Raw genomic sequence first — 14,307 nt, 5'->3', positions numbered from 1 at the left:
CGCGCGTGAAACCGATCTGCTTCTACTACGGCGACGGGCGGCTCGACCGGCTCGCCGCCTACGACAAGGTCGTCCTGCAGGCCGACTTCTACGGCGCGGAGCAGCTCGCCGTGCTCAAGAGCCACGGCGTGCACACGCTCGGCTACCTGTCGCTGTCGGAGGACGTGGGGCCGCCGGCGCCCTGGCAGCGGCCCGAGCGCAACCCCGACTGGGGCGGCGCCTTCGTCCACGTCGGCGACCCCGGCTGGGTCGGCCACGTGGTCGACCAGGCGAAGGCGGCGATCGCGACCGGCTTCACCGGGCTGTTCCTCGACACGCTCAACCTCGAACAGACCTACCCCGAGGACCTGCCGCACCTGCTCGCGCTCATCGCCGCGATCAGGGAGGAGGCCAGGCCCGACTACCTGCTGGCCAACAGGGGTTTCGGACTGTTGCCCAGGATGGCCGAGCTGGTCGACGGCGTCCTGTTCGAGTCGTTCTCCGCCCGCTGGGTCGACGAGCACACCTACGCCCCCTGGCCGGACGACGTGCTGGAAGTGCACGCCACCGTGGCCGAACGGCTCCTCGAGTACGACCTCGACCTGTACGCGCTGGACTACGCCGACACCGCCGAGCTGACCGAGTACGCCTACCGGCGGGCCAACGAGTACGGCATGCTCTGCTTCGTCAGCGACCGGATCCTGTCGAGGACCTAGAAGTCGAAGCGGGCCTCGAAGGAGTTGCGGGCCAGCAGGTCGAGCTGGTCCTCGGTCATGCCCAGCTCGTCGCGCAGCATCCGGTAGTTGTCCTCGACGTACCCGCCGAAGTAGGCGGGGTCGTCGGAGTTCACGGTCACGAGCAGGCCCTCGTCCAGCATCGCGGGCAGGATGTGGTCGCGCAGCGTCGGCACCGCGCGCAGCCGCACGTTCGACAGCGGGCAGACGGTCAGCGGGATGCGCTCCTCGCGCATCCTGGCCACCAGCGCGGGATCCTCCATCGCTCTGATGCCGTGGTCGACGCGCTCCACGCGCAGGATGTCGAGCGCCTCCCACACGTAGTCGGGGCCGCCCTCCTCGCCCGCGTGCGCGACCCTGTGCAGCCCCTCGCCCGCCGCGATGTCGAACACCCTCCTGAACAGCGAGGGCGGATAGCCCACCTCCGCCGAGTCGAGGCCGACCCCGATGAAGTGCTCCCTGTACGGCAGCGCCGCCCTGAGCACCGCCTCGGCCTCCTCCGCCCCCCTGTCACGCAGGAAGCACATGATCAGCGCGGCGGGCACGTCGCTGTCCTTGAGCGCGGCGCTCAGCCCGCCGAACACCACCTCGAGCGGCACACCCCTGACCAGGTGCGCCTGCGGGTCGAAGAAGATCTCGGCGTGCTGGACGCCGGACCGCTCCAGGTAGGCGGCGGCCAGGTCGTAGAAGTCCTGCTCGGTCCGCAGGACGGCCATGTTCTCGTAGTAGATGTCGAGGAACGACTGCAGGTTCACGAAGTCGTAGCGGGCCCTGATCGCCTCCACGTCGAAGGTGGGCAGTTCGACCCCGTTGCGCCGGGCCAGCTCGACGACGAGCTCGGGCTCGAGGGTGCCTTCGATGTGCAGGTGGAGTTCAGCTTTCGGCCGCATGGCATCGAGTAAACACCAGTGACGGATGGGGGAGTATCACGCGCCCCGGCCGCAGCGTTCCCTGTCCACGGTGATCCGCATCGCCTACTCCTCGTCCTGTGCGACGTCCCACGTGACGGGGAGCCGGTGCACGCCGTAGATCATCATGTCGGTGCGCAGTGGCACCTCCTCCGGCGGTACGGCCAGGCGCAGCGTCGGGAACCTGGCGAACAGCGCGGGGATGCCGACCTGCATCTCGACGCGTGCGAGCTGCTGGCCGAGGCACTGGTGGATGCCGTGGCCGAAGGCCACATGCCCGGCCGCGGAGCGGTGGAGGTCCAGCGTGTCGGGATCGGCGAAGTGCTCGGGGTCGCGGTTGGCGGCGGGAATGGAGACCGTGACCGACTGGCCGGCCCTGACGAGCCGCCCGCCGAGCTCGACGTCTTCGAGCGCGGCCCTGACGGTGCCGGGGACGATGCTCAGGTAGCGCAGGAGCTCCTCGACGGCCCTGTCGGTGAGGCCGCGGTCGGCCTGGAGGGCGGCCAGCTGGCCGGGGTGGCTCATGAGGGCGAAGGCGCCGAGGGCGAGCATGTTCGCGGTGGTCTCGAATCCGGCGCCCATGAGGATGCCGCTGATGTTCGTCAGCTCCTCGTCGGTCAGGTCGGTGCCGTTGACGAGGTCGCTGAGCAGGTCGTCGGCGGGGTCGGCACGCTTGGCCAGTACCAGGGCGTGCATGAACTCCGTGAGGGTGGTGAAGGCGGCGATCTTCTCCTCGGGGGAGACCTCCAGGCTCAGCAGCTTGGACATGTCGTCCTGGAACCTGGCGCGTTCACCGGTGGGCACGCCGAGCAGTTCGCAGATGACCAGGCCGGGAATGGGCAGCGCGAACGCCTCCACGAGGTCGACGGGCGGGCCGTGCCGTTCCATCGCGTCGAGGTGCTCGGCGGTGATCTCCTGGATCCTGCCGGTGAGCCGGCGCATCCTGCGGACGGTGAACTGGCCGGTGAGCAGGTGCCGGTAGCGGGTGTGCTCGGGCGGGTCCATCGCGGTGAAGATTCCGGGGGGTGCCGGCCGGGGTTCGCCCATGCGTGTTCCCCCCAGGGGCGCGTGGGTGAGGTCGGCCCTGTGGCTGAACCGAGGGTCGGCGAGGACGGCGCGCACCAGGGCGTGACTGGTGGCGAGCCAGCCGAGGTGGCCGTCGGGGTAGGCCATGGGGGCGATCGGCTGGTCCTCACGCAGCCGGGCGAGATCCTCTGGCGGGTCGAAGGGGCAGCCTGCCACGCGTGCGGTCGGCATGGCCGCGGCGGTCGTGGGCTCGGACATCTCGTTCCTTCCTGTGCGTTCGAGCAGGGGAGTCCGGTGGTACGGCTCAGCCGGCCGCCATGTCCCGGCGGCGCAGGCCGTACAGGCCGAGGAGGATGAGCGCCGCCGCCGCGGCGGTCAGGACGGCGAGCGGCAGCAGGGCCGGCTCCCCGCTGCGATGGCGTCAGTCATGGGGATGCTCCTCGGGTCGGCGGAGCGTGGCTCCGCGATCTGTCTTGGTCTGCTCGGCCTGGATCCGGTCGAGGACGGCTCTGACGTCGGCGGCGTCGTCGAGGCTGAGCATGGGGTGCGAGTAGATGTCGATGAGGGTCCTGGCGAGCAGCAGGTCTCCCTCGGGGCTGAACAGGTCGACACCCATGCCCCTGGACACGTGCTTGTGGAGCACCGCGATGGCCAGCGCCATCGCGGTGCCCACCGTGGCCCTGGTCTTCCTGTCGACGTCGGGGAGGTCGGAGCGGGTCTTGTCGAGGTCGGCGAGCCATTGCTCGCTCAGCTCGACCATCTCGTCGAAGACGGTCTCCGCCGATCCCTCGGCGAGCGCGCGCGCCAGGTACTGCTGGTAGGGGCCCATCGCGGCCTTGGCGGTGGCGACCGGGTTGCCCTTGAGGAGGGCGTCGCCCGACCTGACCTCGTCGTTGAGCCTGCGGATCATTCTGGCCAGGTACGCGTCGCACGCCTCGCGCAGCGCCTGCTTGGAACCGAAGTGGTGGCGTACCAGCCCTGACGACACACCGGCGGTCTCGGCGATGCCTCTGATCGTCGCCCGTTCGAACCCGTGCTCGCCGAAGTGCTGCATCGCGGCGTCCCTGATGCGGGCGCGGGCGGTGAGGTCCTCGGGGTCGGGTCCGGTCGTCGTCACTGTCATCCATCCCTATTTATTCGTGTAACGGGCTACTCGCTCAGATAGGACGCTACACGCGCGTGTAGTCGCCGTCCAGGCCTGGTGGATGAATAGTGGTCCGTACCGGTATTGACCGCATGCGGAGTGGGTGATCTTATGTGAGCAATCGTGCACCCTTGAGGGGTGTATTGCGCAAAGGAGGACGCGTGCCCCCCAAACGTCCCGGTTTGATCATCCTCGTGACCGCTCTCGCCGCCTCTTCCCTGCTCGCCGCGACACCTGCCCACGCCCGTCCCAACCGGCCCACCGACCAGCTCTACCCCACTCCGCAGGAGGTCACCCCCACAGAAGGTGGCTTCCCCCTCACCCCTGTCGTCGGACTGGTCCGTACCACTCGGAGCGACCCTCAGGCCGAGGCCGTCGTCAGGAAGGCGCTGGAAGCCGCGGGCGTCCAGCGGATCGAGACCACCGACGGCGAGGATCCGAAGACGCCCGTCACCCTCTGGCTGGGCGGCGGCGCCGACAGGTTGGGCGTGAAGGGTCCCGAGGGGCTCCCCGCCGAGGGTTACGTGCTCGCGGCGGGCAAGGGCAGGCGCGGCGGCAAGCACATCGCGCTCGACGGCGTCGACGCGGACGGCACCTACTACGCCGCGCTCACCTTCGCCCAGCTCATCCAGAAGCGCGCGGGCACCGACCTGGTGCCCGGCGTGGTCGTGCGCGACTGGCCCTCCATGGCCTACCGGGGCTCGATCGAGGGCTTCTACGGCACGCCCTGGTCGCACCAGGACAGGCTGGACCATCTCGACTACCTCGGCGCGCACCGGATGAACACCTACGAGTACGCGCCCAAGGACGACCCCTACCACCGTGACAAGTGGCGGGAGCCGTACCCTCAGGACAAGCTGGCGCAGCTGGGCGAGCTGATCAGTCGCGCCCGCGCGAACAGGGTGGACTTCACGTTCGCGATCTCGCCGGGCCTTTCGATCTGCTACACCTCGCCCGACGACGTGAACAGGCTGCTGGCCAAGTTCGAGGCGATCTACGCGCTCGGCGGCAGGTCGTTCAACGTCGCGCTGGACGACATCGACCCCAACAGATGGAACTGCGACGGCGACCGCGCGAAGTACGGCACGACCGGTCCTGGCCACGCGCAGACCGACCTGCTCAACACCGTGCAGGCCTGGGTGCGGAGCAAGGGCGACGTGGCGCCGCTGCAGACCGTGCCGACCGAGTACTACAACGCCACCGACACCCCCTACAAGAAGGCGTTCAGGGACAACCTCGACCCCGAGGTGATCGTCCACTGGACGGGATGGGGCGTGGTCCCGAAGGTGATCCTCAGGCGGGAGGTCGCCGAGGCGCGGGCGGTGTTCGGCCACAAGATCCTGGTCTGGGACAACTACCCGGTCAACGACTACAATCCCGGCCGCCTGTCGATCGCCGCCTACACCGGGCGGGAGAACGGCCTGTCGGAGAGCCTGGCCGGCATCATCTCCAACCCGATGAACCAGGCCGCCGTCAGCAAGATCGCGCTCTACTCCTTCGGCGACTTCGGATGGAACGACAAGGCCTACGACGCCGAGCGGTCGTGGCTGCGCGCGCTGGCCGAGGTGGCGGGCGGCGACCAGGCCACCATCCAGGCGCTGCGCGACTTCGCCGACCTCAACACCCTCGACGGCACGCTGCACACCAAGCAGTCGCCCGTCCTCGCCGCCGCCATCGCCAAGGGCGAGGGGCTGCGCGCGATCGCCGAACGGTACGCCAAGGCGTCCGACCTCATCACCCGCGGCGTGGCCGACCGCGCCTTCCTCGACGAGGCGAAGTCGTGGCTCGACGCGGCCAGGCTGTGGACCACGGCCATGGTGAAGGCCCTCGACCTGGCCGACGCCGTCCACGCCGACGACGGGAAGCGCGCGCTGGCGCTGCGCGAGGAGATCGCCGAGCTGGTCGCCGACGCCAAGGCCATCAGGGACGTACGGCAGCCGCACGCCACCACCTTCCCCAAGGTCGGCGACGGCGTCGTCGACCTGTTCATCGCCGACGCCCTCAAGGCCTTCGACGCCTGGATCGGCGTCGACCCGGATCGGCCGACCGCCTCCAGCACGCTCGGCGTCTACTCCGGATACGCCCCCGAGCTGATGACCGACGGCAACCCCGACACCTTCTACTGGAGCAACGGCGCGCCCGGTGCGGGCGACGCGGTGACCGTCGACCTCGGCTCGGCCAGGACCATCGGCGACATCGCCGTGCTGATGGGCAAGAGCTCGAGCCCTGCCGACTACATCCACGCGGGCGTCCTGGAACACTCCGTCGACGGCACGACCTGGACGGCGCTGACCACGGGCACGAGCGCCGAGGTCAGGGCCAAGGCGCCCGAGGGCACACTGGCCCGCTACGTCCGCTACCGCTCGACGGGCGGGCAGGACAACTGGCTGGTCGTGCGCGAGTTCACGGTCGGCACGCTCGACGGGGACACGACCAGGCTCACCGCGAGCGGCACGCCCGCGGGCAACCTGGCGGCCACCGTCGACGGCAACCTCGACACCGCCTACGCGGCCTCCGGCTCGCCGTCGAGCGGGCAGGCCCTGCAGGTGACGCTCTCCCGGCCGCGCGTGATCGACAAGGTGGTGGTCATCGGCACGGGGGCCGCCGAGGTGCAGGTCAGGGTGGGTGGCCAGTGGCAGGCGATCGGCCCGCTCGCCGGGCCGTACACCGAGCTCGACGCGCCCGACGTGACAGGCGACGCCGTACGGCTGGCATGGACGGCGGGCGGCGCCGCGCCGCGGATCGCCGAGATCGTCCCACGCTACGCCGACGTGCCCCCCGCCGACCTCCTGCTCACTCCCGGCATGCTCGAGGCCATGGCGGGCAGGAAGTCCACGGCGACGGCGGTGCTGACGACGCGGCTGGCCAGGTCGGTCGAGGGAACGCTCGCGGTGGGCGCCCCCCAGGGCTGGACCGTCGCCCCCGCGGGGAAGCGGGTCACCGTGCCGCGCGGCGGGCAGGTCGTCGTCCCGCTGGAGATCACCCCGCCGGCCGGGGCGGCCGGCCGTACCGAGACGGTGACGGTGAGCTTCGGCGAGGTCAAGGCCGAGCTGAAGGTGGCAGTCCACCGGCCCGTGACGGCGGTCAACCAGGCGCTCGGCAGGCCCGCCACCGCCTCCAGCGTCGAGAACGGCACCACGTTCGAGGCCGCCAAGGCGGTGGACGGCGATGCCGCCACCCGCTGGTCGTCCAGGGCCGCCGACGGTGAGTGGCTCCAGGTCGAGCTGGCAAGGGCGGCCGACGTCGGCAAGGTCGTGCTCCGCTGGGAGGCCGCCCACGCCGCCGCCTACCGCATCGAGATCTCCGCCGACGGCACCACGTGGCAGCCCGCCGCGGAGGTGACCGCCAGTGACGGCGGAGTGGACGAGGTGTGGATCGACACGCCCAACAGCGCGAGGTTCGTCCGGATGCAAGGGGTCCGTCGGGCGACCGGCTTCGGCTACTCGCTCTGGGAGATGGAGGTCCACACCACCTGACCGCAAGGTCTGCCGGCACACCGTTCACGTCACGCTCGTCTCCGCCGCTCCGCCTTCGGGGCTCAGCGGCAGGGTGACGGTCACCGTCATCCCGCCGCCCTCACAGGAGCGGGCGACGATGTCGCCTCCGTGGGCGCGGGCGATGGAGCGGACGATGGACAGGCCGAGGCCCGCGCCCTTGGCGGTGACCAGCCGGTCGCCGCCAAGGCGGCGGAACGGCTCGAACAGGGACTGGATCTCGTACGGCGGCACGACAGGGCCGGTGTTGCTCACCTCCACCGCCACGCGCCCTTCGGGCAGCGTACGGCTGGACACCCGTACCCAGGCGCCGCCTGCGCCGGTGTTGTGCCTGATCCCGTTCTCCACCAGGTTGTGCACCAGGCGTTCCAGCAGCAGCCCGTCGCCCGCGGTGGGCGCGGGGCCCGCCTCCTCCCGCACCGTGACCCCCGCCTGCCGGGCCTGCGGCGCGTTCTGAGCGACCACGTGGCCCACCACGTCCGCGAGGTCCACAGGGGAGCCGTCGGTGATCTCACGCTCGGAGCGGGCCAGCAGCAACAATCCCGAGATGAGCCGCTCGTGGCGCGAGTTGATCTCCAGCAGGTTCTCGCCGAGCCACTTGACGTCCTCGGAGGCCGTCGCGCGGTGCATGGCCAGCTCGACCAGGGCACGGCCAAGAGTCAACGGGGTGCGCAGCTCGTGCGAGGCGTTGGCGACGAAGAGGCGCTGCCCGTCGAAGGACCGGTCGAGCCGCTCGACCATGGTGTCGAAGGTGTCGGCCAGATCCTTGACCTCGTCGTCAGGACCGCGCAGCGCGATGCGCTCGTGCAGGCCGCGGTCGGCGGCGGAGGCGCCGGCGATCCGGCGGGCGGTCTCGGTCACCCGATGCAGCGGAGCCAGCACCCGGCCGGCGACGAGCCAGCCGAAGCCGACGGCTGCGCCGCCGACGACGAGAAGCGCCAGCCCGCCCTGGGTGATGAGGGAGGTGCCGGCGGCGTCGCGCAGCGTGTTCTTCTGGTCACTGAGCCACGTCTCCGCGGATGCGCCGGTGAGCCTGTCGCCGTGCTCGGTGACCACGGTGAGGTCCTTCGTCTGGGGCGGGCCGGTCTGCGAGGCAGGCGCGGCGCCTGCGCTGTCGAACGTCGGTCCTGAGCCGCTGAGCTGCTGGTCGAACAGCGCGTAGGTGACACCGAGCAGCACCACCCCTGCGGCGAGGAACAGGCAGCCGTAGATCAGCGTGAGGCGGGTCCGCAGGGTGATGCGGCGCGGCAGCGGTCGGCGAAGGCTCACGGGATGCGATACCCCACTCCCGTGACGGTCTCGACGACGGGCGGGTCGGCGAGCTTGCGCCGCAGCCGGAGGACCGTGAGCCTGACGGCCCCCGTGAAGGGGTCGGCGTGCTCGTCCCAGACCTTCTCCAGCAGGTGTTCGGCCGAGACCGGGGCCCCTTCGGCGCGCAGCAGCTCGGCCAGGACGGCGAACTCCTTCTTCGCCAGCGGCACGTAGCGGTCGTCGCGGAACACCTCGCGCCGCGCCGGGTCCAGGGTGATGCCCGCGCGGCGCAGCACCGGAGGAGCGGCCGGTCGAGAGCGCCGCCCCAGCGCCAGGACGCGTGCGGCCAGCTCGGCGAAGGCGAACGGTTTGGTCAGGTAGTCATCGGCGCCGAGACGCAGGCCCGCGACGCGGTCGGTGACCTCGCCGGCGGCGGTGAGCATCAGCACCCGCGCCGCCGACCCCGCCTCGACCAGCTCGCGGCAGACCTCGTCGCCGTGCACGGCGGGCAGGTCCCGATCCAGGACGACCACGTCGTAGTCGTTGACGGCCGCGCGTTCCAGGGCGGCGGCGCCGTCGTAGGCGACATCGACGGCATGGGTCTCCTCGCGGAGCCACTCCGCGATCGCGTCGGCGAGCATCGCCTCGTCCTCCACCACCAGCACCCGCATCCGTCGCACTCCTTCCCGACGCGGCCGCCCGCATCCGACGCCTGTGGCCCGCGCAGGCCATGCTCGCCGACGCCACGTTTCCTTTCCGTTAGCGACCGACGTCGGCGGCGACCGGGCACGGGGACGGAGGTCGTCGTCCTCGAAACGCCGGGGAAACAGCCCTTCGCGTTGCATGGCCTGCCGAGCGGCCGCCTTCAGCTCCGGCCATGACACGAGGAGACGACACCATGCGAATGCGAACCCGCCGAGCGCTGGCGGCCCTGCCGCCGGTCCTGGTACTGGCCCTTGCCGCGTGCGGCGCCCCCGCAGGCGGCACCGGCGCGAGCAGCGGCACGGGCGGCGACCCAGGCGGCGACACGGCCAAGCCCGCCGCCTCGGCATCGGCCGCCGCTCCCACCGACCGGCGGGAGGCGCAGCTCAAGTTCGCCCAGTGCATGCGCGAACACGGCGTCACCATGAAGGACCCCGAGCCGAACGGCGCGATCAGCGTCCAGACCCGCAAGGGAGAGGAGCAGAAGGTCGGCAAGGCCCAGCAGGCGTGCAAGCACTTCATGGAGGCCGCCGTCGGCGACAGCAAGGGAAAGCCCGACCCGGAGATGCTTGACCAGCTCGTCGCGTTCGCCCGGTGCATGCGCGAGCACGGCATCGACATGAAGGACCCCTCGCCCGACGGCCGGGTCGACATCGACATCCCCAGGGGGACGCCCGAGCGGAAGGTCCAGGAGGTCCAGCGGGCGTGCAAGGAGTTCGCCCCCGAGGGATTCCCCTCATGAGGAGAGGCCTCGCCCTCGCCGGTGGCGGCCTGCTCGCGGTCGCCGCCGCCTGGACGGCGGTGACCGTGCTCGGCGACGGCGGCGCCGGCACGGCGGCGCCCGCCACAGCACCCGTCCCCGCCACGGCGACGATCACCCGGCAGGACCTGGTGGACACCAAGACCGTCGACGGCTCGCTCACCTACGCGGGCGAACGCCGGCTGGTCACCGACGCCTCGGGCACCGTGACCTGGGTGCCCGCCGAGGGCGCGGTGATCCGCCGCGGTCGTCCTCTGCTCGAGGTCGACCGCAGGCCGGTCGTGCTCATGTACGGCAGGCTGCCGCTCTACCGGCAGCTGCGGCAGGGCATCGAGGACGGGCAGGACGTGGAGCAGCTGGAGCGCAACCTGCGGGCGCTCGGCTACGGCGACCACCTCACCGTCGACGACCACTTCAGCTACTCCACCCACCTCGCGGTCACGAGATGGCAGGACGACCAGGGGCTGCCGGAGACAGGCCGGGTGGACGGCACGCAGGTGGTGTTCCTTCCGGCGGCGGCCCGCGTCACCGAGGCCATGGCCACGGTGGGCGCGAAGACCGCACCGGGTAGGCAGGCGCTCACGGTCAGCGGCATCCTGAGGCTGGTCCACGTCGACCTCGACACCGGCGACCAGGCGCTGGCCAGGAAGGGCGCCAAGGTCACCGTGGAGCTTCCCGGCGGGGCGCGCGCCAGCGGGAAGATCACCTCGGTGGGCGCCGTGGCCAGGAGAAAGAGCTCGGATCGGGGCCAGGACGACGGCACCACCATCGACCTCGACATCACGCTGAGCAGGGCCCCCGAGACGAAGCTGGACCAGGCACCCGTCGAGGTGGAGCTGGACGGCGAGCCGCGCAGGAACGTGCTGGCCGTACCGGTGGAGGCGCTGCTGGCGCTGCGCGAGGGCGGATTCGGCGTGGAGGTCGTCGAGGGGGGCGCCGCCCGCGTCGTGAGGGTGCGGACAGGGGCGTTCGGCGGCGGGCTGGTGGAGATCAGCGGCGCGGGCCTGTCGGAGGGCATGAAGGTCGGGGTGCCCGCGACATGAGCCCGTCGTACGTCGTGGAGTTGCGCGAGGTGACCAAGGTCTACAACGGCCACGTGCGGGCGTTGCGCGGGGTGGACCTCACGATCGGGTTCGGCGAGCTGCTGGCCATCGTCGGTCCCTCAGGTTCGGGCAAGTCCACCCTGCTCCACATGGTCGGCACCCTGGACCGGCCCACCACCGGCACGGTGCGCGTCGCCGGGCACGACATCGCCGCGCTGTCGGACCGCGAGCTGTCGGCACTGCGGGGCCGTACTCTGGGATTCGTCTTCCAGCAGTTCCATCTGGCGCCCGGGGTCAGCGCGCTGGACAACGTGGCCGACGGCCTCCTGTACAGCGGAGTCCCCTTGCGGGCCAGGCGCGAGCGGGCCGCGGCCGCCCTGGAAAGGGTCGGGCTCGGCCACCGGCTGGCACACAGGCCGAACCAGCTGTCGGGCGGTGAGCAGCAGCGCGTCGCGGTGGCTCGTGCGGTGGCCGGTGACCCGCCGCTGCTGCTGGCCGACGAACCCACCGGCAACCTGGACTCCTCGGCGGGCTCAGAGGTGCTCGGGGTGCTGCGTGATCTGCACGCCGCCGGCACGACGATCGCGATCATCACGCACGACGCGGAGATCGCCACGTGGTGCTCGCGTCAGGTCCGCGTCCGCGACGGCCTGATCGTCGACGACCGCGGCGACGGCGCCGTCCGGCCGGCCGCCACCACGAAGGGAGCGCGGACGTGACGCGCGATCGGTTGAGTCCCTCCCGGCTGAGCCCATCCGACGTGTTCAGGGTCGGAGCGGCGGGGCTGCGGGCCCGGCCGGCCAGGGTGGTGCTGTCGGCGCTCGGGATCGCCATCGGCATCGCCGCCATGATCGCCGTGATCGGCATCTCGTCATCCTCCGGCGCGGAGCTGATGCGCAGGCTCGACCGGCTGGGCACCAACCTGCTCACCGTCTCGCCCGGCCAGACGATGTTCGGGACGAAGGCCGAGCTGCCCACCACCGCGCTGCGCATGGTCAAGCGCATCGGCTCGGTCCGCACGGCCTCGGCCACCGGCTCCATCGACACCGGCGTGCGGCGCACCGACCGCATCCCCGACACGGTCACCGGCGGCATCGCCGTCCAGGCGGCGACGACCGAGCTGCTGACCACCCTGGAAGGCGGCGTGTCGAAGGGGACCTGGCTGAACGCCGCGACCGAACAGCAGCCCGCCGTCGTCCTCGGCTCCGAGGCCGCCTCGCGGCTCGGCATCACCAGGACGGGCGTGCGGGTGTGGATGGGCGACCGGTGGTTCACGGTCATCGGCCTGCTGGGGCCGATGCCGCTGGCCCCGGAGATCGAACGGTCGGCTCTCGTCGGCGTCCCCGTCGCCGAGCGGCTCCTCGGCTTCAACGGCCATCCCACCACCATCTACGAGCGTTCGGCCGACGAAGCCGTGGAGGCCGTGCGAGCGGTGCTGCCGCGCACGGTCAACCCGGAGAACCCCGCCGAGGTCGAGGTCAGCCGCCCCTCCGACGCCCTGGCCGCCAAGGCCGCGGCCGCGGGCGCCTTCACCAACCTGCTGCTCGGCCTCGGCGCGGTCGCGCTGCTGGTCGGCGGCGTCGGCGTGGCCAACACGATGGTCATCTCCGTGCTCGAACGCCGTCGGGAGATCGGCCTGCGCCGCTCCCTGGGCGCCACCAGGGGACAGATACGCGTCCAGTTCCTGTCCGAATCGCTGCTGCTGTCCGCGTTGGGCGGCGTGGCCGGTTCGGCGGTGGGCGCGCTGGCCGCCTCCGGCTACGCGCTCGCGCGGGACTGGCCGCCCGTCGTACCACCATGGGCGATCGGCGGGGCGATCGCGGCCGCGCTCGTCATCGGCACCGTCGCGGGCATCTATCCGGCCATGCGCGCCGCCCGCCTCTCGCCGACGGTCGCCCTGGCCACGACCTAGGGTCCGGCGGCACCGCCCGGCGTCCATTCACGTCAACGACACGATCGCGAGGTGACGCCGTGCGTCGATCCCTGTCACCTGCCCGCCCGAGGTCGCCGACGACGCGGCGGCGTGGCCGCCCACGACGGGATGTCGGCCGCTGGAGGGCCGGTGCGCGACCTCGCGGGCCACGGCGCGGGGAGACGGTGATCATCCGCAGTTGGTGTCGGTGTGGGCGAACGATGGGCGATATAGCACGTTTCGTGGCACGTTTGCCGATTTGGGGTGAGCGATTGGTGTTGCGTGGACTCCGGGCAGGCAACGCAACAACCATGAGGAACGGCATGAGTGTGAGGCGGCTCGAATCGATGCTCCCGTTCCTCAGCAGGGATCTGGCCGTCGATCTCGGTACGGCCAGCACGCGCATCCACGTGAGCGGCAGGGGCATCCTGCTCAACGAGCCGTCGCTCGTCGCGGTCGATCAGGAGACAGGGCAGATCGTCGCGTTCGGCGCCGACGCCAGGAACCCGTTGTCCGGCGCGGTCACCGTACGGCCGGTCAGGAACGGGGTGATCGTCGAGCCGGACGCGGCCCGCCAGATGCTGCGCCACTTCGTGCACAAGGTGCACGGACACCCGTTCGCCAGGCCGCGCATGACGATCGCGGTTCCCGGAGGGATCACCGCGATCGAGCGGAAGGTCGCGCTGGAGGCGGCCTACGAGGCACAGGCCCGCCAGATCACCTTCATGGAGCAGCCGCTGGCGGCCGCGCTCGGCGCGGGACTGGCGCTGGCCGATCCGATCGCGGCGATCATCGTGGACGTGGGCGGCGGCACGACGGACGTGGCGGCGGTGTCGATGGGCCGATCGGTGGCGGTCAGGTCGATGAGGACCGGCGGCGAAGAGATGGACAGGGCGATCAAGCTGGAGGTCAGGCGCGCCTACGGGATCGTCATCGACGACAGGACGGCAGAGTCGCTGAAGGAGGAGATCGGCGCGGCCTGCGATCCGCCCGCGGGGCGCCGGATGGAGGTCAGCGGGGCTCATCCGAGGCACGGCGCGCCGATGTACGCCACGGTGTCGGCCGACTGCGTCCACGAGGCGATCGATCCCGCGGTGAGGGCGATCGTCGAGGCGGTGCGGGAGATCCTCGAGTCGTGCTCACCCGAGATCGCCGCCGACGTGGCGCGTCGCGGGCTGCTGCTGACGGGAGGCGGCGCCCGGCTGGCCGGGCTGCCCAGGAGGCTGCGGCGCGACCTGGGCATTCCGGTGACACGCGTCGACACGCCCGAGCACGCGGTGGCGCTGGGCCTGGGAATGTGGGCGGCCCGCAACTAGGGACCCGCCTCCGCCTGGTGGGGTGTCGGGCAGGGGGG

General features: G+C 71.4%; 12 protein-coding genes. 7 read left to right on the top strand and 5 right to left on the bottom strand.

The window, feature by feature from the left end; translation table 11 throughout:
- Positions 1–5: 5 nt before the first annotated feature.
- Positions 6–695, top strand: a complete 690-nt coding sequence (locus tag ACFSKW_RS30775; protein ID WP_379575977.1) for a hypothetical protein — start codon at positions 6–8, stop codon at positions 693–695.
- On the opposite strand, the gene ACFSKW_RS30770 is transcribed toward ACFSKW_RS30775, so the two are convergent.
- The 3 genes from ACFSKW_RS30770 to ACFSKW_RS30760 all read right to left on the bottom strand — a co-directional run bounded on the left by ACFSKW_RS30770 (position 692) and on the right by ACFSKW_RS30760 (position 3,770).
- Positions 692–1,603, bottom strand: coding sequence for an adenosine deaminase (locus ACFSKW_RS30770; protein ID WP_379575976.1), 912 nt, complete (start codon positions 1,601–1,603; stop codon positions 692–694). The two genes, ACFSKW_RS30775 and ACFSKW_RS30770, sit on opposite strands and share 4 nt — an antisense overlap.
- 84 nt (positions 1,604–1,687) lie before the next feature.
- Positions 1,688–2,905, bottom strand: coding sequence for a cytochrome P450 (locus ACFSKW_RS30765; RefSeq protein WP_379575975.1), 1,218 nt, complete (start codon positions 2,903–2,905; stop codon positions 1,688–1,690).
- A gap of 163 nt (positions 2,906–3,068) precedes the next feature.
- On the bottom strand, positions 3,069–3,770 hold the full coding sequence (locus ACFSKW_RS30760; RefSeq protein WP_379575974.1) for a TetR/AcrR family transcriptional regulator: 702 nt from the start codon (positions 3,768–3,770) through the stop codon (positions 3,069–3,071).
- Between the two features lie 182 nt (positions 3,771–3,952).
- Here ACFSKW_RS30760 and ACFSKW_RS30755 point away from each other — a divergent pair, with 182 nt between their 5' ends.
- On the top strand, positions 3,953–7,267 hold the full coding sequence (locus ACFSKW_RS30755; RefSeq protein WP_379575973.1) for a beta-N-acetylglucosaminidase domain-containing protein: 3,315 nt from the start codon (positions 3,953–3,955) through the stop codon (positions 7,265–7,267).
- A gap of 24 nt (positions 7,268–7,291) precedes the next feature.
- Here the strand turns inward: ACFSKW_RS30755 and ACFSKW_RS30750 are convergent, their stop codons facing one another.
- Positions 7,292–8,554, bottom strand: coding sequence for a sensor histidine kinase (locus tag ACFSKW_RS30750; RefSeq protein WP_379575972.1), 1,263 nt, complete (start codon positions 8,552–8,554; stop codon positions 7,292–7,294).
- On the bottom strand, positions 8,551–9,207 hold the full coding sequence (locus tag ACFSKW_RS30745) for a response regulator transcription factor (protein ID WP_379575971.1): 657 nt from the start codon (positions 9,205–9,207) through the stop codon (positions 8,551–8,553). Before ACFSKW_RS30745 ends, ACFSKW_RS30750 begins: the two co-directional genes overlap by 4 nt.
- A gap of 227 nt (positions 9,208–9,434) precedes the next feature.
- On the opposite strand from ACFSKW_RS30745, the gene ACFSKW_RS30740 reads away from it, so the two are divergent.
- From ACFSKW_RS30740 to mreB, 5 genes are all read left to right on the top strand, one after another.
- Entirely contained in the window at positions 9,435–9,980 is a 546-nt protein-coding gene (locus tag ACFSKW_RS30740; protein ID WP_379575970.1) for a hypothetical protein, read from the top strand.
- A complete protein-coding gene (locus ACFSKW_RS30735; RefSeq protein WP_379575969.1) occupies positions 9,977–11,041 on the top strand; it encodes an efflux RND transporter periplasmic adaptor subunit in 1,065 nt (354 codons plus the stop codon). Before ACFSKW_RS30740 ends, ACFSKW_RS30735 begins: the two co-directional genes overlap by 4 nt.
- On the top strand, positions 11,038–11,760 hold the full coding sequence (locus ACFSKW_RS30730; protein WP_379575968.1) for an ABC transporter ATP-binding protein: 723 nt from the start codon (positions 11,038–11,040) through the stop codon (positions 11,758–11,760). Before ACFSKW_RS30735 ends, ACFSKW_RS30730 begins: the two co-directional genes overlap by 4 nt.
- Entirely contained in the window at positions 11,757–12,953 is a 1,197-nt protein-coding gene (locus ACFSKW_RS30725; RefSeq protein ID WP_379575967.1) for an ABC transporter permease, read from the top strand. Before ACFSKW_RS30730 ends, ACFSKW_RS30725 begins: the two co-directional genes overlap by 4 nt.
- A gap of 323 nt (positions 12,954–13,276) precedes the next feature.
- Positions 13,277–14,269 carry a rod shape-determining protein gene (gene mreB / locus ACFSKW_RS30720; protein WP_379575966.1) on the top strand — a complete coding sequence of 331 codons (993 nt, stop codon included), beginning with the start codon at positions 13,277–13,279 and terminating at the stop codon, positions 14,267–14,269.
- The last annotated feature ends 38 nt before the right edge of the window (positions 14,270–14,307 follow it).

Source organism: Nonomuraea mangrovi (genome assembly GCF_042681425.1).
Lineage (GTDB): Bacteria > Actinomycetota > Actinomycetes > Streptosporangiales > Streptosporangiaceae > Nonomuraea > Nonomuraea mangrovi.
The sequence above is the reverse complement of the archived record's forward strand: the minus strand, read 5'-3'. Positions and strand labels throughout refer to the sequence as shown.